The 21,563-nt window shown below is 57.4% G+C and carries 19 protein-coding genes and 2 pseudogenes; 7 read left to right on the top strand and 14 right to left on the bottom strand.

Translation table 11 applies throughout. The annotated features are described in order from the left end of the window. Window positions 1–52 precede the first annotated feature (52 nt). Window positions 53–1,579: a type I restriction-modification system subunit M gene (locus tag AR306_RS00535; protein WP_101495603.1), complete on the bottom strand. Its 1,527-nt coding sequence runs from the start codon at window positions 1,577–1,579 to the stop codon at window positions 53–55. After that, the gene (locus AR306_RS00530; RefSeq protein ID WP_101495602.1) at window positions 1,579–2,187 is read right to left on the bottom strand and encodes a restriction endonuclease subunit S; all 609 of its coding nucleotides are present in this window, start codon (window positions 2,185–2,187) and stop codon (window positions 1,579–1,581) included. The genes AR306_RS00535 and AR306_RS00530 overlap by 1 nt, the downstream gene beginning before the upstream one ends. 273 nt (window positions 2,188–2,460) lie before the next feature. On the opposite strand from AR306_RS00530, the gene AR306_RS00525 reads away from it, so the two are divergent. Beyond that, window positions 2,461–2,766 carry an addiction module antidote protein gene (locus AR306_RS00525; protein ID WP_101495601.1) on the top strand — a complete coding sequence of 102 codons (306 nt, stop codon included), beginning with the start codon at window positions 2,461–2,463 and terminating at the stop codon, window positions 2,764–2,766. 23 nt (window positions 2,767–2,789) lie between these two features. Here the strand turns inward: AR306_RS00525 and AR306_RS00520 are convergent. Next, window positions 2,790–3,386: pseudogene (locus AR306_RS00520) on the bottom strand (aldehyde dehydrogenase family protein); the annotation flags it as partial. Between the two features lie 309 nt (window positions 3,387–3,695). Between AR306_RS00520 and AR306_RS00515 the strand changes: the two are divergent. Continuing rightward, complete coding sequence (locus tag AR306_RS00515) at window positions 3,696–5,666, top strand: acyl-CoA synthetase (RefSeq protein ID WP_101495600.1); 1,971 nt, start codon at window positions 3,696–3,698, stop codon at window positions 5,664–5,666. 28 nt (window positions 5,667–5,694) lie between these two features. Here AR306_RS00515 and AR306_RS00510 read toward each other — a convergent pair whose 3' ends face one another. The 4 genes from AR306_RS00510 to AR306_RS00500 form a co-directional block, all read right to left on the bottom strand. Next, window positions 5,695–6,627 (bottom strand): hypothetical protein, encoded by a 933-nt coding sequence (locus tag AR306_RS00510; RefSeq protein ID WP_133539761.1) that lies wholly within the window; start codon window positions 6,625–6,627, stop codon window positions 5,695–5,697. 228 nt (window positions 6,628–6,855) lie between these two features. Further along, a complete protein-coding gene (locus AR306_RS13270; protein WP_166627906.1) occupies window positions 6,856–7,008 on the bottom strand; it encodes a hypothetical protein in 153 nt (50 codons plus the stop codon). Between the two features lie 114 nt (window positions 7,009–7,122). Next, window positions 7,123–8,151: a methionine synthase gene (locus AR306_RS00505; RefSeq protein ID WP_101495598.1), complete on the bottom strand. Its 1,029-nt coding sequence runs from the start codon at window positions 8,149–8,151 to the stop codon at window positions 7,123–7,125. 358 nt (window positions 8,152–8,509) lie between these two features. After that, a complete protein-coding gene (locus tag AR306_RS00500) occupies window positions 8,510–9,487 on the bottom strand; it encodes a DUF1852 domain-containing protein (protein ID WP_101495597.1) in 978 nt (325 codons plus the stop codon). Between AR306_RS00500 and AR306_RS13095 the strand changes: the two genes are divergently transcribed. Continuing rightward, a complete protein-coding gene (locus AR306_RS13095) occupies window positions 9,487–9,759 on the top strand; it encodes a hypothetical protein (protein WP_133539759.1) in 273 nt (90 codons plus the stop codon). The genes AR306_RS00500 and AR306_RS13095 overlap by 1 nt on opposite strands. On the opposite strand, the gene AR306_RS00495 is transcribed toward AR306_RS13095, so the two are convergent. The 5 genes from AR306_RS00495 to AR306_RS00475 all read right to left on the bottom strand — a co-directional run bounded on the left by AR306_RS00495 (window position 9,737) and on the right by AR306_RS00475 (window position 16,343). Beyond that, entirely contained in the window at window positions 9,737–10,366 is a 630-nt protein-coding gene (locus AR306_RS00495; protein ID WP_101495596.1) for a DsbA family protein, read from the bottom strand. The genes AR306_RS13095 and AR306_RS00495 overlap by 23 nt on opposite strands. 351 nt (window positions 10,367–10,717) lie before the next feature. After that, window positions 10,718–12,532: a translational GTPase TypA gene (gene typA, locus AR306_RS00490; RefSeq protein WP_101495595.1), complete on the bottom strand. Its 1,815-nt coding sequence runs from the start codon at window positions 12,530–12,532 to the stop codon at window positions 10,718–10,720. Window positions 12,533–12,899: 367 nt separating this feature from the next. Beyond that, the gene (gene thiI, locus AR306_RS00485) at window positions 12,900–14,354 is read right to left on the bottom strand and encodes a tRNA uracil 4-sulfurtransferase ThiI (RefSeq protein ID WP_101495594.1); all 1,455 of its coding nucleotides are present in this window, start codon (window positions 14,352–14,354) and stop codon (window positions 12,900–12,902) included. Between the two features lie 399 nt (window positions 14,355–14,753). After that, window positions 14,754–15,191 carry a D-aminoacyl-tRNA deacylase gene (gene dtd / locus AR306_RS00480; protein WP_101495593.1) on the bottom strand — a complete coding sequence of 146 codons (438 nt, stop codon included), beginning with the start codon at window positions 15,189–15,191 and terminating at the stop codon, window positions 14,754–14,756. Between the two features lie 135 nt (window positions 15,192–15,326). Beyond that, window positions 15,327–16,343 (bottom strand): class 1 fructose-bisphosphatase, encoded by a 1,017-nt coding sequence (locus tag AR306_RS00475; RefSeq protein WP_101495592.1) that lies wholly within the window; start codon window positions 16,341–16,343, stop codon window positions 15,327–15,329. Window positions 16,344–16,559: 216 nt separating this feature from the next. On the opposite strand from AR306_RS00475, the gene AR306_RS00470 reads away from it, so the two are divergent. Beyond that, window positions 16,560–17,246 (top strand): OmpW/AlkL family protein, encoded by a 687-nt coding sequence (locus AR306_RS00470; RefSeq protein ID WP_101495591.1) that lies wholly within the window; start codon window positions 16,560–16,562, stop codon window positions 17,244–17,246. A gap of 43 nt (window positions 17,247–17,289) precedes the next feature. On the opposite strand, the gene pgeF is transcribed toward AR306_RS00470, so the two are convergent. Further along, window positions 17,290–18,027 carry a peptidoglycan editing factor PgeF gene (gene pgeF / locus AR306_RS00465; protein WP_101495590.1) on the bottom strand — a complete coding sequence of 246 codons (738 nt, stop codon included), beginning with the start codon at window positions 18,025–18,027 and terminating at the stop codon, window positions 17,290–17,292. Next, a complete protein-coding gene (gene rluD, locus AR306_RS00460) occupies window positions 18,024–18,995 on the bottom strand; it encodes a 23S rRNA pseudouridine(1911/1915/1917) synthase RluD (RefSeq protein WP_101495589.1) in 972 nt (323 codons plus the stop codon). The genes pgeF and rluD overlap by 4 nt, the downstream gene beginning before the upstream one ends. Before the next feature lie 249 nt (window positions 18,996–19,244). Here rluD and AR306_RS00455 point away from each other — a divergent pair. The 3 genes and pseudogenes from AR306_RS00455 to AR306_RS00445 all read left to right on the top strand — a co-directional run. Continuing rightward, window positions 19,245–20,201: pseudogene (locus AR306_RS00455) on the top strand (outer membrane protein assembly factor BamD); the annotation flags it as partial. Between the two features lie 420 nt (window positions 20,202–20,621). Next, entirely contained in the window at window positions 20,622–20,834 is a 213-nt protein-coding gene (locus AR306_RS00450; protein ID WP_101495587.1) for a cold-shock protein, read from the top strand. Between the two features lie 117 nt (window positions 20,835–20,951). Next, on the top strand, window positions 20,952–21,449 hold the full coding sequence (locus AR306_RS00445) for an RDD family protein (protein WP_101495747.1): 498 nt from the start codon (window positions 20,952–20,954) through the stop codon (window positions 21,447–21,449). The last annotated feature ends 114 nt before the right edge of the window (window positions 21,450–21,563 follow it).

Here is a 21,563-nt window from a genome sequence, read left to right as displayed (position 1 = left end):
AGCTTGGGTAGCTACATGAGTGGTTACATGTGTGGTTACATGGGTAGTGGTCTCAATCTGCCACATAGCCCAGTTCCTTGAGGTAGCCCTCCATTTCCTGCTCCAGCTCGGCCAGTTCAGCCTTGAGCTTGAGGCGCTCGGCACGCACAGCCATCAGATCGATTTCTTCCTCTTCCTCGAAGGTGTCCACATAGCGGGGGATGTTGAGGTTGAAGTCGTTGGCTTTGATTTCGTCAAGGCTGGCGAGATGGGAGTATTTATCTTCGCTGCGTCCAGCACGGAATACGCTGACAATTTTGTCGATGTTTTCCTGGGTGAGCTGGTTCTGGTTTTTGCCGGATTTAAACTCGCGGCTGGCGTCGATGAACAGTACCGAGTTGTCGCTCTTGTTCTTACGGAACATCAGAATGGCAGCAGGGATGCCTGTGCCGTAAAAGAGCTTTTCCGGCAGGCCGATAACCGCTTCGAGCAGGTTTTCTTCAATCAGCTTTTGACGGATGCGTCCTTCACTTGCACCACGGAACAGCACTCCATGAGGTACTACGACACCCATGCGGCCAGAGCCTGGCTTGAGGGTTTCGATCATGTGCAAGACAAAAGCGTAATCACCACGGGTTTTGGGTGGAATCCCACGGCGAAAACGACTAAAACGATCATTTTCGGCTTCGTCATGCCCCCACTTGTCGAGGCTGAACGGCGGGTTGGCTGTTACCACATCAAACAACATCAGATCGCCATTCTGGTCGAGCAGCTTGGGATTGCGAATGGTGTCACCCCACTCGATTTTGTGGTTGTCCTCGCCATGCAGAAACATATTCATTTTGGCCAGTGACCAAGTGGAGCCGATGGCTTCCTGGCCATAAAGGGCGTATTCCTTGCTGCCATGATGCTCAACAACTTTACGGCCACACTTCATCAACAGTGAACCGGAGCCACAGGCAGGATCACAGATGCTTTCACCGGGCTTTGGAGACAAGAGTTCGGCCAGCAGTTCTGACACTTCCGGCGGGGTGTAGAACTCGCCGGCTTTTTGTCCGCCACTGGCGGCAAAGTTTTTGATCAGATATTCGTAGGCGTTGCCGATTACATCCAGCGTGCCAACACGACTGGGTTTGAGGTTGAGATCGGGCTTGGCAAAGTCTTCCAGCAGGTGGCGCAGGATGATGTTCTTCTGCTTTTCCTCACCCAGCCTGTCTGTATTGAACGAAATGTCCTGGAACACGCTTTTGCCGGCATCTTTCAGCTTGGTACCGTTGGCTTCTTCGATGGCATGCAGAGCCTGATCGATACGTTCACCATTACCCGGCTCATGACGCTGCTCATAGAGCGTGTAGAAACTGGCGCTTTGCGGCAGCACAAAGCGCTCGTTTTTCATCATTTCGTCAATCAGTTCCGGCTCGTCACCGTATTCGGCTTTGTAGCCTTCGTAGTGGTCCTGCCACACATCGGAGATGTACTTGAGGAACAGCATGGTCAGGATGTAGTCCTTGTAGGTATCTGCACTGATGGTGCCACGAAAGGTGTCGCAGGCTGCCCACAAGGCTTTGTTGATGCTGTCCTGGTTGATGGTGCTGTTCATCAGTGGTTCTCCGTGAGTAGGTGCCGAAACATGCCTTGTAGCATGGTTTCTCGATTCTTGAGCAGGGCGCGGGTCAATCGCTGTTCTTTTTCCCACAGCTGATTGAGGCGCAGAATTTTTTGTTGGGTGGCGAGATCGGGAATATCCAGTTCGAGCTCTTCTGCTGCGGCCCGGCTCAACATGGGCATGCTGGTTCCCTGGCTGGCTATCTCTTCAAGATAGTGCTGCATCTGTGGCCGGTTGAGTGCCCAGCACAAGAATTCCGGTATCAGGTTTTTTGAGACTGGAGATACCAGCAGAAACTGGCTGCTGGCAACCAGCGGCAGTTCGTTGTTCTCGGCAGACAGGCAGGCTGCGCGAAAGTAGCCGCCTTTGGAGGGCAAGAGTATGGTGCCAGGCGCTACAAATGCGTTGTCTCTCCCTTCCCACTGGATTTGCGGCAGGCAGGCTCGGTGTAGCAGATCACTCCCCGTTTGCTCGTGATAAGCCCGCAAATCCTTGATCTGCAGCACATACGCATTGCCGCTGGCTTGCTCTGCCAGCCTGGAGCGGAAGGTAAAACCTGTGCGCACTGTGGCAATATCCGACAGCTTTGTGGTGTATTTCATGTGCTCGTCTTCACAGAAAAATCACAGTAAGGCCTGTACCGTTAAGTCATTGGCTTGCACTATGCCTCTACAGCAAACCTCTGTCAAGATTTATTGCAGTTTTACTCCTACTGTAATACTTCAGCCTGACGATTCAACAAAACCAGTCACACCCTGGCTATGGAACCAACGAAGCCCAGGCCGGGACAAAATGCTGGAATTAAGAATGGATCACCAAAAATGTATTCGATAGAATACAGAGCTTCAATGTCGAAATGATTTGAGGATTGAATCATGGTGAAGATTTCTGATCTGCCCAGTTTTGACGCAGCCGATTACCTCGACAGCGAAGAGGCCATTACTGCTTATCTGAATGCCATCCTGGAAGAAAACGACGACGCCTTGCTAGCCGAGGCGCTGGGTGACATTGCCAAGGCAAAAGGCATGACCCAAATTGCACGGGATGCCGGTATTGGCAGGGAGTCGCTCTACAAAGCCCTGCGCAGTGGCGCCAGCCCACGCTTCGATACCATCAACCGCGTGCTGGGTGCGCTGGGTGTGAAGCTAGTAGCCGTGCCCAAGGATGTGACTGCCATTTGAACTATGGAGGCATCATCCATGCCGGCACCGCCCAGACCGGACTTGCGCACACCGGCATGGAAGCCCTGCATGGCCTCGAAGTTTTCACGGTTGATGTAGGTCTCGCCAAACTCCAGTTCGCGCATTGCGTGCATGGCCTTCGACAGGTTACGCGTGTAGACGGATGAAGTCAGGCCGTAATCGCTGCTGTTGGACAGGGCAATGGCTTCGTCCAGATCATCGACAATCTGGATCGGCAGCACCGGGCCAAAGACTTCTTTCGTCATCACGTCCATATCGGCCGTACAGCCGCTCAGCACCGTCGGCTGATAGTGGAAACCGGCACCCAGGTCGGCAATGGTGCCGCCGGTCACCAGCTGGGCAAGCAGCTCGGTGAAAGCATGGCAGTTGATGGGCGTTTCCTCGCTGGGCTTGATGGCGATGGTTTTGCCGGTCACCAGCGCGGGCGCCATCTTGCGGGCGATCAGGAAGAAAGGCAAGTTCCACGGCAAAATGCCGGCCACCACACCGACCGGCTTGCGCTGCAGGAAGATCTGCTCGTTGGGCCGGTCACTGGTGATGATCTCGCCCTCGATGCGACGCGCCCATTCGGCCATGTAATCCAGGTAGTCGGCGGTGAAGGGCGAGCTGGCCGCAAAGGCCGGCACCGGCAACACCGAAGGACGAAAAACAGGATAGCCCCCTGCAACACCCTGCCCGGAGCAGGCACAGACTAAAGTTGTGCCATGCAACATGAATGGCGTCACCCAAGCGAACCTGATGGTAGGCTATGCAGCAGGATGCTGTTGTATGGCGGCGCGATACGGAACGGCTGATGTTTGCGACAGGTAGCTGGCAAACCGTTTAATCCTAAAGTCACGGGCCTGTACCGGAAGCATCGGGTACATTGATGAAAACCCGCACCACTGTTCCGGATTGATGAGGCCTGGATGGATACTCCGCACGCTGCAGCTTCTGCCCGTCAGGGCATCACCACCACTGCCGACATTGAAGCCATTGAACGGGCTGGCTTGCCCGAGTTGCCGGTCAGCACCTACGAGATGATCCGTCAGGGTGCCGCCATGGACCCGGACGGCCCAGCGCTGAGCTTTTTCCTCTCTGCGGCCGAGCTGCACAAGCCCGAGACCTGGAGTTATCGCGAGTTTCTGGCGCAGATCACCCGCACGGCGAACTTTCTGCACCGCATCGGTGTGGACAAGGATACGGTGGTCGCCTATGTGCTGCCCAACTTGCCGGAAACCCATTTCGTGATCTGGGGCGGCCAGGCTGCCGGCATCGTTGCCGCACTGAATCCGTTGCTGGAAGGAGAGGCACTGGCCGAACTGCTCAAGGCAGCCAACGCCCATGTGCTGGTCACGCTGGCTCCGTTTCCCGGCACAGACCTGTGGAGCAAGCTACAACCGCACCTTGATTCCGTCGAGTCGCTGCGCCATCTGGTACTGGTTGACCTGCCGGACCGTGTGCGTGGGCTCAAGCATTACGCCACCCGCTTCATGCAGGCACGTGAAACCAGACGCCTGCACGGTAGCGCCGGCTTGCGCGGTGCTGTGCCTGCTTCCATCACGCTGCACCATTTCAAGCAGGCCATCGCCAACGAAAACCCGGACCGGTTCGATAATGGCCGTGTGATCCATCCGGATGATGCTTCTTCCTTCTTCTGTACCGGTGGCACCACCGGCCTGCCCAAAATCGCCATGCGCACCCATCGCAACGAGGTGTTCGATGCCTGGAGCGGGGGTAAATTCATCGGCGACGACATAGCACCCCGCACCGTCGTTTACTGCGGCCTGCCGCTGTTTCATGTCAATGCGGTGATGGCGACCGGGCTGCTGCCGTTTTCCAAGGGAGCACATGTGGTGCTCGGAACCCCGCAGGGTTACCGTGGCGAGGGCGTGGTAAAACGCTTCTGGGAGATTGTCGAACACTATGGCGTCAACTTTTTCAGCGGTGTGCCCACGCTCTACTCTGCCCTGTTGCAGGTGCCCATTGCGGGTCGCAAGCTGGACTCGTTGCAGTACGGCCTGTGCGGTGCCGCACCCATGTCGGTGGAGGTATTCCGCAACTTCCAGCAGCAGACCGGCCTGAAGATTCTGGAAGGCTATGGCCTGACCGAAGCCACCTGCATCAGCAGCATCAACCCGCCCCATGGCGAGCGCAGAATCGGCTCGATCGGCTTGCGCCTGCCGTTTCAGGACATGAAAACTGTCGTGCTGGATGACTCCGGTGCCTATGAGAGGGATTGCGCCGCCGACGAGGCCGGCGTGCTGATCGTGTCCGGCCCCAACGTGTTTATCGGTTACCGGATCGCGGAACAGAACCGTGATTTGTGGGTGGACTGTGGCGACGGCAAGCGCTGGCTGAATACCGGCGATCTGGCCAGACAGGATGCAGACGGCTATTTCTGGCTGGTCGGCCGCAAGAAGGAGCTGATCATCCGTGGCGGTCACAACATCGACCCGCTGGTGATCGAGGAGCCACTGTACCGCCACCCGGCGGTGGAACTGGCCGCTGCCATCGGCCGGCCCGACGAATACGCCGGAGAGCTGCCGGTGGTCTATGTCCAGTTGAAGGATGGCGCCAGCGCAACCGAAGACGAGCTGCTGGCGTACCTGACAAAGCAGATCAACGAGCGGGCCGCCATTCCCAGGCAGGTTCACATCATAGACGCCATGCCGCTGACCGGCGTGGGCAAGATCTTCAAGCCCGAACTGAAGAACCGGGAGATCAGCCAGGTGCTGGCCCTGGCCCTGCAAGAGGCCGGTGTCAAAACCCGTTCCATCGAGGCGGTCAACGACGGTCAAAAGGGTGTGGTGGTCAATGTGCAGCTTGCGCCGGGCGCCTCGGCCGAAACGGCCAGGCAGGCGTTGGGACGGTTTCCCTTCTTCTTTCAGCTCGACTGACATTGTGGCAAGTACAGCTGTCTGCAGACTATTTCAGCTTTTGAAGCAGCTCCAGCACGTCATTGCGCCCTAAACTGCGGGCGATTGCTTCAGAGTTCCACTGGGGCCTGGCGCCATGCTGAATAAGCAACTCAACAAGCGGTGTAGAGCCTCCAATTATTGCCGCGCCAATCGGGCTCCCCTTGCCAGGCGCAAAATAGTTAACATCCGCTCCCTGCCCAATGGCTTTCCTGACCTCATCGATGTCATTGTAGCGGGCGGCATCTATCAGTCGTTCCGTCACAGAGCCGGCACTGTATAGCTCCTCACGAGAAAAAGGCAGCTCTGGAAAATCATCCGCATAGCCAAGTACAATCTTATCCCCCACCACTTCATAAGGCGGTATGGAAATATTCAACGCGTCATGATCTGGTGCACCTTTCACCTGAAGAAGGCGACCGGCCGTATCATATGCACTGGTAGTACATGGATCATAAAAACCCGCCGCTGTATCAGTTTTTTTCTTTGATTGAGCCAGGATCAGGGCACAACCCGACATTGGCGCCCAGCCTGCCCCCACAAAAAACCTGCTATCCAGCGTGCGCAAGGGTCTTGTGGAAATGGGCTCCGCAGCCAACAACAAACGGGCCCAAGCCTTTGCGCTGGCCGAGCTATATTCCTTGCGGACCGTTCTCAATACTTCTTGACCCGGATCTTCAGCTCCCCCCGCCGAGCCCCTTTGAAGAGAAGCAAGATCAGCTTCTGTGCGGCGATATATATAAACGGGTCTTCCTGCGAACTGGACCCTGATCATTTCTCCCTCTGCAAGAGCACCAACATCAACTGTTAACCCCCGCATAACTTCAGCCATACTGCTTTCCACATAACTCTCCGGGAAGCCTTCTGCCACAGCTGCACGTGATAACCCGGATAGCGTTGTAATAAAAGCAAGGCAACCAACAAAAAATGTAGCACTACGCATTATGTATTTACCTGGTTCAATATCAGAAAGACGTTTTATCGGGCCAAATGTAAAGCTAGCAATCTAGTCCAATGATACTGCAACTCCACCTGGCCTTCTTGCTCTTAGTCTGAAACCGGTGTCAAAACCCGTTCCATAAATACGGCCAGACAAGTACTGTGACAGCTTCCCTTTATCTTTCAGCTCGACTGATATCCGGGAACAGGCTCTGATAACTTTCGGTGCTCTTTAGCGAACAACATATGCATTCTCGACCCAGAACAGCTCGCAGGCACCGGTTCCGGTATCCTTGCGCGTCAGTGAGGTGTTCCAGCGCCAGCCATCCGGTGCCGCAGCATCGACCAGATAACCTTCCAGCGCAATGACCTGTCCGGGGCGCATGCCTTTGAGCTGTCTGACCACCCAAGAGCTGGCAAGAGTGTAGCGCCTGACCTGAAAAACCGTTGGGCCAGCATGCTGGCTCAACGGTTGGTTTTTACAAATTTCAGGCAGTTGTTAACGCGACAGCTCCGCCCGCACAATGGCTGCACCGGCACTCAGGGCATTCATCTTGCCGCGCGCGACTTCCCGTGACAGGGGGGCCATGCCGCAGTTGGTGCAGGGATACAGCTTGTCGGCATCGACAAACGCCAGCGCCTTGCGCAGGGTGTCCGCCACTTGCTCGGGGGTTTCGATCTGGTTGGTGGCCACGTCAATGGCACCGACCATGACCTTTTTGCCACGGATCAGTTCGATCAGTTCCATGGGCACGTGCGAGTTCTGGCATTCCAGCGAAACGATATCGATCGCGGATTTTTGCAGTTTGGGGAACACCTCTTCGTACTGGCGCCACTCGGAGCCGAGGGTTTTTTTCCAGTCGGTATTGGCCTTGATGCCGTAGCCGTAGCAAATGTGCACTGCAGTTTCGCACTTGAGGCCTTCGATCGCCCGCTCCAGCGCGGCAATGCCCCAGTCGTTGACCTCGTCAAAAAACACGTTGAACGCCGGCTCGTCAAACTGGATGATGTCGACGCCTGCCGCTTCCAGTTCGCGCGCTTCCTGATTAAGAATCTTGGCAAACTCCCAGGCCAGCTTTTCGCGGCTTTTGTAGTGGCCGTCATACAGGGTGTCGATCATGGTCATGGGCCCGGGCAGCGCCCACTTGATCGGCTGGCTGGTTTGCTGACGCAAAAATTTCGCATCCTCGACAAATACCGGACGCTCGCGGCTGACCGCCCCCAGCACCGAGGGCACGCTGGCCTCGTAGCGGTTACGGATTTTCACTGTCTGGCGGTTTTCAAAATCCACCCCGTTCAGGTGTTCGATGAAGGTGGTGACAAAGTGCTGCCGGGTTTGCTCGCCATCGCTGACGATATCGATGCCTGCATGCTGCTGCTCTTGCAGGGCAATGCGCAGGGCGTCCTGCTTGCCGGCAAGCAGCTCTTCACCTTCCAGCTTCCAGGGTGACCAGAGTTTTTCCGGCTCTGCCAGCCAGGAGGGTTTGGGCAGGCTGCCTGCCGAGGATGTAGGGAGTAGTTTGCTCATGAGTGTCTGTCTTATAAGAATTTGAATTAAATGGGGGAGATTACAAATTTGTTCTTTTATGCGAATAAATTCGCATCTACAGGTGGAATTCACCATTTTTGTGCGAATACATTCGCGCCTGCGGGTGGGAATTCACCATTTTTGTGCGAATAAATTCGCACCTACGGGTGGGAATTCACCATTTTTGTGCGAATAAATTCGCACCTACGGGTGGGGGTTCATCAATTCCGATTGCTGGCCCAGCGATTGTGCATTGGTGACGGCTTTTCTGTAGGTCCGGATTTATCCGGACAAGATTTGCGATATCAGTCCGGAGCAGAGGCAGGATTACCCTGCCCCAGTCCCGGATAAAGCCCGGTTACAGCGCGTAATTGGCCGCCCAGTTTTCCAGCACGGCCTGATAAGGCTTGATGAAGTGCTCCTGGGTAAACCTGCCCTGCTCGACCGCCAACTGGCTGCGCTCTTCGCGGTCATAAACAATGTCGGTCAGCTCGTGGTCCGGGTTGTTCAGGCTTGGCTGATACACATCGCCCGCTTTGGTTTTGGCGTTGTAGATTTCCGGACGGTAGATTTTCTGGAAGGTCTCCATGGTGCTGATGGTGCTGATCAGTTCAAGGTTACTGTAGTCGTTCAGCAGGTCGCCAAAGAAGTAAAAGGCAAAGGGCGCCACGCTGCCCGGCGGCATAAAGTAGCGTACATCCAGCCCCATCTTCTTGAAGTAGGCCTCGGTCAGTGAGGTTTCATTGGGCTGATACTCGATGCCCAGCACCGGATGCCTGTTGTCAGTAGCGTGATATTGCTTGCTGTCGGATACCGACAGGCAGATCACCGGCAGCTTGGCAAAGTGCTGACGGTAGCTGTCGGAATGGACAAAGCTCTGGAAAATCTTGCCGTGCAGGTCACCAAAGTCATCCGGCACGCTGAAGCCTTCGCGGCCCTTGTTGTGCTCCTGCAGCCTCACACTGAAATCATAATCACGTACGTAGGACGAGAAGTTGTTGCCGACCATGCCTTCAATACGCTTGTTGGTGCGGTGATCGACAACGTGGGTTTTCAGGATTTCAATGCTCGGAAAGGCCTTGCCATTGCCTTCGACATCCATGTCGACGGAAATGATTTCCAGCTCGACCGAGTAACGGTCGCCCCTTGGGTTGTCCCAGCTGGCCAGCTGGTTGAAGCGCTGGTTGATCATGCGCAACGTGTTGCGCAGGTTCTGCTGGCGGCTTTCCCCCCGGGCCAGGTTGGCAAAGTTGGTGGTGATGCGGGTGTGCTCCAGCGGCTGATAGTTTTCGTCAAAAGCGATGCTGCTGATGGCAAAGGAAAAGTCGTTACTCATTGCAAACAGGTATCCATTTCAAAATCATGATGTGCTCCCGGCTGGCGCTGCTGCTTTTCAGACAGCAAGAATTGCCCGGAGCCAAAGCTGGCGACCTTTATACGCAGCCTGACCGCTCAAGAAAAATGATATTACCTGCTCATGGTCATGAATTTATTTCATGTTGGCAAATAAGCCGCCGAACAAGCCCGTCCATCATGGGTATTTCTGATGGCAACCTGCCCGCTTGCCAGCCACTCCTGACGGCCATTAGCGTGCCAGCACTTGCCTGATCGCGGCGAGAATGTTGTCTGCCGAGTTGTAATCAAGCGGTATCGGCTGCTGGCCGTTTTCCGTTTGCAACACGAGGCTGGGAAAGCCGTTGATCGGCATGCTGCGCGCCCGCTGCATCTGCTGCTGCAGGCGCTGGCGGGTTTCGTCGCTGTTGAGGTCGGCGGCAAAGCACCCGCTGTCCAGCCCCAATTCCTGCGCCAGCGCGATCAGCGTGGCATCATCCGACGGGTTCATCACCCGCAAGTAATAGGCGTGCTGAATGGCCAGAATCATTTCTTTTGCCTGCTGCTGATTACCAGCGGCCAGCACGGCGCGACAGGCAGGCCAGGTGGAGCGCCGCGGCTGACAGCCGGTCCAGAAAGCGAAATTGAATTCGGTACCGGGCACATGCTGCTGAATGCGCTGCCAGGTGGCCTGCAGCATCTGCTGCATGTCCGCCGGCATGGGAGCATCGCTGTCCGGTGCCAGCCCGCCAAGCAGATACTCGACCTGCACCGGCAATTCTTGCAGCGCATCCCGCACTTGCTGCCAGACCGGCACAAAGGCCCAGCACCAGCTGCACATGGGATCGTGAACGTAAAAAAGGGTGCTGGATGACCGGGTCATGGAACTACCTAAGCAAGCAACAACAGACTGCCACTATTGCTGGAGTGGTCACTGGCAACATTCTGATAGTCCTGCACGGCTCGCTTTTGGATTTGTCCGCTTGCCGATTCGCCGTAAAACCCGTCGTTTTTTCAGCATCTTCAGGCTGCCGGACAGACACATGGGCATAAGGGGTATAAGCATGGCTGGCAGATGAAACATGCATGGCCGCCCTCCGGTGTTGGCAACTGTTTGTCCCGAGTATAGCCTGCATCCGGCATGTGCGCACAACACTGGCCAGCTTCGGGCTTTTCGCGCATGTACAAAAAAGCCGGGCTGTGCAGGCCCGGCTTTCTGGCGCATCAATCGCGCTTACTTGCTACGATCGGCACGCTTGCGGTCGCTTTCGGTCAGCAGCTTCTTGCGCAGGCGAATGGACACCGGCGTGACTTCGACCAGTTCGTCATCCTCGATGAACTCCAGCGCCTGCTCCAGCGTGAAACGCACCGGCGGCACCAGCGCGATGGTTTCGTCCTTGCCGGAAGCACGCATGTTGTCGAGTTTCTTGGCCTTGGTCGGGTTGACCACCATATCGTTGTCGCGGGCATGGATGCCGGCCAGCTGGCCTTCGTAGATCTCGTCACCGGGTGACAGGAACAGCTTGCCGCGGTCCTGCAGGGTTTCCAGCGAGTAGCTCAGCGCCTTGCCGCTGGCCATGGAGACCAGCACACCGTTGAGGCGGCTGGACATCTCGCCGCTCTTGATCGGGCCATAGTGGCTGAAAGTGCTGGTCAGGATGCCGGTGCCGGAGGTGATGGTCATGAACTGGTTGCGGAAACCGATCAGGCCGCGGGCCGGAATCTCATATTCCAGGCGGATGCGGCCCTTGCCGTCCGGCACCATGTCTTTCAGATCACCCTTGCGCAGGCCGATCTGTTCCATGATCGGGCCCTGGTGATCTTCCTCGATATCGAAAATGACGAACTCGAACGGCTCCTGTTTGACACCATCCTCTTCCTTGATGATCACTTCGGGGCGGGAAATGGCCAGCTCGAAACCTTCGCGGCGCATGGTCTCGATCAGTACCGACAGGTGCAGCTCGCCACGACCGGAGACCTTGAACTTGTCGGGGTCGCCGGTTTCTTCAACACGCAGGGCCACGTTGTGCAGCAGCTCTTTTTCCAGGCGCTCCTTGAGGTTGCGGCTGGTGACGTACTTGCCTTCCTTGCCGGCAAAAGGCGAGTCATTGACCTGGAAGGTCATGCTTACGGTCGGCTCGTCGACTGTCAGCGGTGGCAGCGCTTCAACGTGCTGCTGGTCACACAGGGTATCGGAGATGAACAGTGGCTCAAAGCCGCTGATGCAGACGATATCACCGGCCTGTGCTTCTTCCACTTCCACCCGCTGCAGGCCATGGTGGCCCATGACTTTCAGGATGCGACCATTACGCTTCTTGCCATCGGTACCGATGGCAGTGACCGGGGTATTGGTCTTGATCTTGCCGCGGGTGATGCGGCCAACGCCGATCACGCCGAGGAAGTTGTTGTAGTCCAGTGCGGAAACCTGCATCTGGAAGGGGCCGTCCACGTCCACTTTGGGCGGCTGGACATACTCAACAATGGCCTGGAATAGCGGGTCCATGTTGTCCGCCATTTCGGACGGGTCCATGCCGGCAATACCGTTCAGTGCGCTGGTATAGACAATCGGGAAGTCAAGCTGCTCATCGCTGCCGCCAAGGTTGTCGAACAGGTCGAATACCTGGTCGATCACCCAGTCAGGACGCGCGCCGGGGCGGTCGATCTTGTTGACCACCACAATCGGATTGAGACCGGCCTGGAAGGCTTTCTGGGTGACGAAGCGGGTCTGTGGCATGGGGCCGTCGATAGAATCGACCACCAGCAGTACACAGTCCACCATACTCAGTACGCGCTCCACCTCGCCACCAAAATCGGCGTGGCCGGGGGTGTCAACGATGTTGATGGCGTAGTCGTTCCATTTGATCGCGGTGTTCTTCGCCAGAATGGTGATGCCGCGCTCTTTTTCCTGGTCGTTGGAGTCCATCACACGATCGGATTCCAGCTCCTTGCGGTCCAAGGTGCCGGAAGCACGCAGCAGGGCATCAACCAGGGTGGTTTTGCCATGGTCCACGTGGGCGATGATGGCAATGTTTCTCAGTTTCTCAATCACAATGGTTTTCTCTAGGTTAAATTGTCGATTCTTGTATCAATAAATTCTGTGTCATGCCGGTCTGTTGCATATTCCGTAAAGTCGCCGTGAATACATCCATGTAGGCTCCACGGCGGCATCCTTGCCGCCGAGGCTTTACTCCATATGCAACAGACCGGCTGATCAAATCCGTTCCCGCCGCAGACTCTTTCCATCTCCACCCGGCCCTGACGTGCTTGCGTATTGCAGGATACCGAAAGCAGCTTCGGGGTATGGGTTGGCAAACCTTGCAACGCCATGGATGGCGTTGAAGAGCCTACATGGATGTACTTGCGGCGTGTTTGCAGACCCATACCCCGAAGCTGCAAACACAACAAACAAAAGCCAGTCAGGGCCTATAAACCCTCACATTGGTATGCCCTTCATGCAGCAGGTGATGGGCATGCAGGCGGCTCATCACACCCTTGTCGCAATACAGCAGGTACTGGCGGTTGCTGTCCAGCTCGCCAAACTTGCTGTTGACGGCATAGAACGGCAGGCTGATCTGCTCGATGCCATCAAGCGCCAGCGGTGCATCCTCGGTTTCGTCCGGGTGACGGATGTCGATCACCACCTGGCCGGGCAGCGCTTCGCTGACCATCTCCACCTGCACGTCTTCACTCAATTCTTCCAGCAATTTGTCGACAGTGACAAAGCGGGCACGGGCCACCGCCCGCTCCAGCAGCTGCCGGTCAAGGCTCTCCTCTTCGTGGACAATCCGCCCCAGCTTGGCCTTGGTGGTCGGATTCACCGAGATCACGCCGCAATACTCCGGCATGTGCTTGGCAAACTCGGCAGTGCCGATCGCCTCGGCGGTGTTGATAATGTCCTGTTTGTGCGCAGCCACCAGCGGACGCAGCACCAGCTTGTCGGTCGCCTTGTCGATCACCGACAGGTTAATCAGCGTCTGGCTGGAGACCTGGGAAATCGCCTCACCGGTCGCCAGCACGTCCAGATGCAGATTGTCGGCCACTTTTTCCGCCGCACGCAGCATCTGGCGCTTGAGAATGACCCCCATCTGGCTGTTGTCCACGTTTTGCAGAATGTCGCCCAGCACTTCTTCAAAGGGCACGCTGATGAACAGGGTGCGGTGCGAGCGGCCAAATTTCTGCCACAAAAACTGCGCCACTTCCATCACGCCCAACTCGTGGGCACGGCCACCCAGATTAAAGAAGCAGAAATGAGTCAGCAGGCCACGGCGCATCAGCTGGTAGGCGGCAACGGTGGAGTCAAAGCCGCCGGACATCAGTACCAGTGCCTGCTCGATCGAGCCCAGCGGATAGCCGCCCAACCCTTCCTGGCGGTTGAACTCGACCAGCAGACGGCGATGGCGGATTTCCAGCCGCACCTCGACATCCGGCCGGTTCAACCTGATACCGGCAGCGCCACACTGCTGACGCAGCAGGCTGCCGACTTCGCGCTCGACGTCCATCGAGGTGAATTCATGTTTGCCCACCCGCTTGCAGCGCACGGCAAATTCCTTGTCCTTGAGCAGCGGCGCATAGTGCTCGGCGCAGCGATCGGCAATGTCCTGCATGCTGTCAGGCAGGTCGAAGTCCAGCACCTGATAAAAGTGGGCAATGCCGGGCAGGTGACGCATGCGTTCGACCAGTTGTTGCTGCAGTGCCGGGTCGGTCAGGCTGCTGACCACATCAATATTGTCCCACTCGCCAGACGTGCGGATTTCAGGGTCCAGATCCTTGAGCACGTTACGGATGTTGCGGCCCAGCTGCAGTATGAACTGGCGGCGCACCGGACGGCTCTTGATGGTGATTTCAGCAAAGGGTTTGACAAAGAACTTCATGGGGACAGGGTCGACAAAGGCTTGACAAGCAAAAAAGAGGCGGGATTATAGCAAATCCCGCTGCCGGATGCGACTTGTCGCGCGCATTCTGCCAAGCGTATTTCCGCGGCCGCCACGGGGTGTTCGAATAAATTCGAACCTACAGCCCAGCATCAAACCCGGTTCCGCCGCCGACGTAAATTTTATCGCATAAAAACCAGGCACGGCTCCAGCGTAGATGCGAATTCATTCGCACAAAGCCAACCCCGCCACACGTGCGAATTCATTCGCACAAACAGCACCCGGCAAAACCACGTTAAACCTGCAGCAAAAAGTTCGAATAAATTCGAACCTACAAGGCCAGCGCCAAGCTCCGCCTAAATCGTAGGTGCGAATTCATTCGCACAAAGCCAACCCACGTCAAACCTGCAACAAAAAGGTCACCGGCCCGTCATTGGTCAGGCTAACCTGCATGTCGGCACCAAAACTGCCGGTTGCCACCTGTGGCCAGGCCTCTTGCGCCATGGCAACAAACTGCCCGAACAGCTGCTCCGCCAACTGTGGCGCAGCCGCCGTGGAGAAGCCCGGCCGCAGGCCACTGCGTGTATCAGCCGCCAGCGTAAACTGGGACACCAGCAGCAAGCCGCCATTGATATCCCGGAGCGAGCAGTTCATGCGCCCCTCGCTGTCGGCAAAAATACGATAATTGAGCAGCTTGTTGAGCATTTTTTCCAGCTGCGACCGGCCATCTTCCGGCTCAAGGCCGACCAGCGCCAGCACGCCTTGCCCGATCTCGCCAACGGTTTCCCCGGCCACCTCGACCCGTGCCGCAGATACCCGCTGAATCAACACCTTCATCAATCACCCTGCCTTGTTGCCAATACTTGCTGAAAATTTTGCGTTGCCCGTTCATGCATGCCGCGCACAACCGCAGGCATGCGCCCAAAGCAAACACCCGGCGTACGCCGGGTGTTTGAAAACTGCAAAAAAGAATCAGGCCTTTTCTTTGTGGTACTTGGTGATGCGCTCGACTTCCTGCTTCGAGCCCATGAACACGGGGACACGCTCGTGCAGTTTTTCCGGGCGCACGTCCATGATGCGGATCCGGCCATTGGTGGCGGCACCGCCAGCCTGCTCGACGATCATGGCCATCGGGTTGGCTTCGTACATCAGGCGCAGCTTGCCCTTGTCCTTGTCCATGCGCCGGTCCCATGGATACATGAAGACGCCGCCACGCACCAGAATGCGGTGAATGTCAGCCACCATGGAAGCCGTCCAGCGCATGTTGTAATCCTTGCCCAGCGGGCCTTCCTTGCCGGCCAGCATTTCGTTGACATAGCGTTGTACCGGCTCTTCCCAGTGGCGCATGTTGGACATGTTGATGCCAAACTCCGCCGATGCCTCGGGAATGGTCATGTTGTCATGAGTCAACACGAACGAGCCCATCTCGCTGTCCAGCGTAAAGCCCTTGACGCCATTGCCCAGGGTCAGCACCAGCATGGTCTGCGGGCCGTAGATGGCGTAGCCGGCAGCAACCTGCTTGACGCCCGGCTGCAGGAAGTCTTCGTCCTCGAGGATGCCGCAGATATCGGCACGCTCGGGACAGCTCAGTACGGAAAAAATGGTGCCCACGGAGACGTTGATGTCAATGTTGCTGGAGCCGTCCAGCGGGTCAAACACAAGCAGGTAGGAACCCTTGGGAAAACAGCCGGGAATCTGGTAGGGCTTTTCCATTTCTTCCGACGCCATGCCGGCCAGGTGCCCGCCCCACTCGTTGGCTTCCAGCAGGATCTCGTTGGAAATCACGTCCAGCTTCTTCTGCATTTCGCCCTGGACGTTTTCGGTACCCTGATTGCCCAGCGCCCCGCCCAGTTCACCCTTGCCAATATGGTAGTTGATGACCTTGCAGGCCCGTCCCACTACTTCAATCAGGAAGCGCAGCTCGGCAGGTGTCTGGTGGGCACGGGTTTGTTCAATCAGAAAACGACTCAGGGTGGTACGTGAAGACATGATGACCTCAGCATAAAAACAGGATATGTGTGAATTCTACTCGTTTTCGACACATAAAGCTGCCGTAAAAGTTGATATGGGTTCCTGAACAGGGCAGAAATGCCCACGTAGTGAGCATGGTAATTGACGTGAGTCAATAACCTTTGAAAAGCAGGGAATATGATTGCGCACAACTACTGGTTCAACCCCTGTCTTATCCCGTTATGGAGCATAACAATGCGCAAGACCCTTATCGCTACCACCCTGCTGGCCACCGCCGCAGCCACTCCCGCCGCTTTCGCCCACCAGGCCGGTGACATCATCGTTCGTGCCGGTGCGATTCATCTGAGCACCAATGAAAGTTCTTCAAAGATCAAGGTAAACCCGCTCAGCGGCAACCAAAAAATTCCGGGAACAAAAGCCACTCTCAACAACGACACCCAGCTGGGCCTGAACTTCGCCTACATGGTCACCGACCACATCGGTATCGAACTGCTGGCCGCGAGCCCCTTTGAGCTGACCGCCAAGCAAAAAGGAACTTTACAGGGTATGGGGTTAGACTCCAAGTTGGGTAAGTTTAAAGCCCTGCCACCAACCCTGAGCGCCGTCTACTACCCGATGAACAAGGCATCCGCCTTCCAGCCCTATGTCGGCCTTGGCGTCAACCGCACCCTGTTCTTCAATGAAAAAGCCAACAAATCCGGCGGTTACAGCGCCATGCGCGTACAGAACACCTGGGGCTGGGCAGCACAGGTCGGTGCCGACTACATGCTGACCGACAACCTGATGCTCAACGGCCAGGTCCGTTACATCGACATGAGCACCAAGGCCCGCGTTGATGCTCTTGATGGCACTCAGACAGCCAAGGTCAAGCTGGACGTCAAACCCGTCGTGTACATGCTGGGTCTGGGTTACAAGTTCTAACCTGCATCCTTCTGATCCATTCCGGCGTTGCAAACGCAGCCCCTCACTCATCCTGCAACCAGATCAGGCTGGCCTGCCGCCCGGTCACCGCATCACCGCGATAGGAGTAGAAACGCTCATCCGTCAGGGTGCAAAACCCGCCACCATACACGGCCTGCACTCCGGCAGCGGCCAGACGGATACGGGCCAGACGGTACAAGTCCGCCAGCCAGTGTCCGGCTCGGCCCGAGGGCACAAAGGCAGCTTCAGCAGCCGCATGCCGGACAACAAAGGCATCACGCACTTCGGGACCGACCTCGTAGACCTCCGGCCCGATGGCCGGCCCCAGCCAGGCCAGCACCGCATCCGGCGGCACCGCCATGGCGGCCAGCGTATTTTCCAGTACTCCACCCGCCAGGCTGCGCCAGCCGGCATGCACGGCTGCCACACAGCTGCCATCGCGGGCAGCCAGCAACACCGGCAGGCAATCTGCGGTCATGATCGTGCAGGCCACGCCCGGTGTACGGCTCCAGCAGGCATCGGCAGTGGCCACCACAGCGGGCCGCGCCTCGACCACCGCCACACCATGCACCTGCTCCAGCCAGGCCGGGCTGCAATTCAGCTGCTGCGCCAGCCAGCTGCGGTTGGCCTGCACCTGCAGCGGGTCATCACCAACATGATCACCCAGATTGAAGCGATCAAATGGCGGCTGGCTGTCGCCCGCACTGCGGGTCGTCGAACAGGCCCGCACTCGGGCCGGAGCCGGCCAGCCCGGCTCAAGCCAGTCATGCGGCAGCCTCATGCACCAAAGTCCTGTGCGTCTTCTTCCAGCAGATGCAGCAGCCAGTCCATGTCCTCGGGGCGATCCACCTGCCAGCTGCGGCGCTCGCCGGTGGCCGGGTGGTCCAGCTCCAGCTTCCAGGCGTGCAGTGCCTGGCGCGGAAAAGTCTTCAGCGCCTCCACCAGTGTCGGGCTGGCCGCCGGCGGAATGCGGAAACGCCCGCCATACAGCGGGTCACCCACCAGCGGAAAACCGGCATGGGCCATGTGCACACGAATCTGGTGGGTACGGCCCGTTTCCAGCTGCACCCGCACATGGGTATAGCTGCGAAAGCGCTGTACCACGCGGAAATGGCTGACGGCCTGCTTACCGCCTTCATTGACCGCCATTTTCTGGCGCTGCTGCGGATGCCGGCCAATCGGCGCATCAATGGTACCGCCCGAGGTGACCACACCACAGACCAGCGCCTCATAGGTACGGCCTACCGTTCGCGCCTGCAACTGTTCCACCAGCCGGGTATGCGCCTGCAGGGTCTTGGCCACCATCAGGATGCCGCTGGTGTCCTTGTCCAGCCGGTGAACGATTCCGGCACGCGGCACCTCGCGCAGCTGTGGTGCATGGTGCAGCAAGGCATTGAGCAGCGTACCGCTGGCATGCCCGGCAGCCGGATGTACCACCAGCCCGGCGGGTTTGTTGATCAGCAGCAGGTGCTCGTCTTCATGGATCACATCCAGCTCGATATCCTGCGCCAGCCATTCGCCCTGGGCTTCCTGCGTGGCCTGCAGGCGCAGCCGTGCCCCGCTGTATACGGCGTCACGCGGGCGCAACTGCCCGCCATCCACGGTCAGGCTGCCATCCTTGATCCAGCCGGTCAGCCGCGAACGGGAAAAATCGGCAAACACCTGCGCCGCCACCTGGTCCAGCCGCTGGCCGCCCAGCTCGTCCGGTACCACGGCATCAAGTTCAATCTGTTCTGTTACTGTCGACATAAAATTTCTGTTTCCTGGGCGGCCGCACAGCACCGGTAACCGGCCTGTGCCGATATCATGCGCGCTCCGGTTGCGAATCCTTTGGTTTCCACGTGCAGGTTATGGTTAAATGCACACATTTCCCGCAACGCTTGCGGGGGAGCAACTATAACAGGGCGGCTGTCAAACTGCTGCAGTCAGGCGGACTTTTGCCTGTCCTTCCTGACAGACAACCGCCAGCCCGCTTCTTGATTTAGGCGAAACCGAACCATGCGCGTACAGCACCTGCTTTTTCTGGCTCTTTTTACTGTCCTGGCCGCTTGCTCCGGCAAGAAGGTTGTCGAAGAAAACCTCAGCGAACGCGAGCTCTATGAGCAAGCCCAGACCGACCTGAACAAGAACAACTTCTCATCCGCCATCCGCAAGCTGCAGGCGCTCGAATCACGCTATCCGTTTGGCCGCTATGCCGAACAGTCACAGCTGGAACTGATGTACGCCCATTACAAGAACCGTGATTACGAAGCGGTCAACGCCACTGCCGACCGCTTCATCCGCCTGCACCCGCAGCATGAAAATGCCGATTACGCCTACTACATGCGGGGATTGTCAGCATTCGAACAGGACCGTGGCATCCTTGCCCGCTTCCTGCCGCTGGACATGACCCAGCGTGATCCCGGCGCCACCCGCGACTCCTACAACGAATTCGCCCGCCTCATCCAGCGCTATCCCAACAGCCAGTACGCACCCGATGCCAGGCAGCGCATGATCTACGCCCGCAACCTGCTGGCCGACTATGAGGTGCACGCCGCCCGCTATTACATCAAGCGCAAAGCCTATGTCGCGGCCCTCAACCGTGGCCGTTACATCGTCGAAAACTTCCAGGGCACTCCGGCCGTACCCGACGGTCTGGCCATCATGGTCCAGAGCTACCGCATTCTGGGGCTGGACGAACTGGCCGATGACAGCCTGGCCACCCTGCAGGCCAACTATCCTGAGCACGCCAGCCTGACCAAGCGCGGCAAAAAACGCAGCAAAAAACTGGCCAGGGAAGACAACTTCAACCCCAACTACAAAGAGCCGGCGTCACGCTCCTGGCTCAACAAGGCCAGCTTCGGCCTGCTGGGTAAAGATAACCGCCTGGAGTTGCCACCGGCCCGCACCCAGGCCGACAGGGAAATCCAGCGTCAGCTCAAGGACGCCGAAGAAAGCCTGCCCCGGGAAATACGCCGGGCCAAATAACCCCGCTCCAAAAAGGCACTTCGGTGCCTTTTTGTTTGCCCGACGGTTCTTGATTTGCATCAAAAGGCATCTTTTTTAACCCTCCCCATTAGCCCTTGGTCGCAAAGCGCAATCTTGGTTTTGCTCCGCCCATCACGTAGAGTGGTTGCCCACTGAGTTTGCATGGGTCGCTGTTGAATCAAGACCTGGCGCACCGGCTAAACAAGCATTTTTGTGATAGCCCGGCTTTTGCTGCACTTACCAGAGCCGCTTTCCGGGAGGCAACATACCCGCTGCCGTCACCCCGGATGCCCGTACCCCGGCGCACAGAGCACGTGCAAGGCCGTTCCGGCTCGACTGCTTCATCTGCAACCAGTAGCAAAGCGCTTTTGGCGCAGGTTTTCATTTCAGATACAAAGGATCCACGTTATGTCCACACGCCAGACCGGTACCGTCAAATGGTTCAACGATGAAAAAGGCTTCGGCTTCATCACCCAGGAAAACGGCCCTGACCTGTTCGTTCACTTCCGCGCCATCGAAGGCGACGGCTTCAAAACCCTGAAAGAAGGCCAGCAGGTCACTTTCGAAGCGGTTGAAGGCCAGAAAGGCATGCAGGCAGACAAGGTTCAGGCCATCAGCTGATCCCCCTGTCGCGAACAAGCCCCTGCAGTTCACCAGCTGCAGGGGCTTTTTTCGTTGGGGCTGGGTATTTTTCTGCCAAGCGGCTAGAATTTGACCGCTTTCCGTTACGAGGTTGCCATGTCCAGACCCATGCTACAGCCGCAAGGCCAGTTTCCCAGGGCCGGCCTGATCCGCCGTTTTGCCGCGATTTTCTACGACTTCATGCTGTGCATGGCGCTGATCATGGTGGTGACCTGGATTTACCAGCAGGGCCTGCTACGCCTGATTTACGGCGCGGAACAACTCAAGGCCATGGCTGAAGGCGGCGCCATGGACCACGACCCTGTCCTGTCCAGCCTGGTGCTGCTCAGCCTGTTTGCCTTCTTTGCCAAATTCTGGACCCACAGCGGCCAAACCCTGGGCATGCAGGCATGGAACATCCGCGTACAGAACGCCGACGGTAGCCGCATCAGCCTGACCCAGGCACTGCTGCGCTTTATCATCTCGATCTTTTCCTGGCTGTGCCTGGGGCTGGGTTTCTGGTGGCAGCTGTGGAGCAAAAACAAGGCCACCTGGCACGATACCTACTCGGAAAGCGTCACCGTCCAGCTGCCCAAGGGTGCGCACAAAAAATAGTGCGATCACAGGCGCCCCTCTTGTAGATGCGAATTTATTCGCACAATAACCAATGGTATCCGGCCCGCCTGCCCTGCCAATGCCGCCCCTTGAGCCACGCCGGACAAAAGCCGA

Source organism: Thiopseudomonas denitrificans, from assembly GCF_002866065.1.
Classification (GTDB): Bacteria; Pseudomonadota; Gammaproteobacteria; order Pseudomonadales; family Pseudomonadaceae; genus Thiopseudomonas; species Thiopseudomonas denitrificans.
This window is presented reverse-complemented; position numbering and strand designations above follow the sequence as displayed.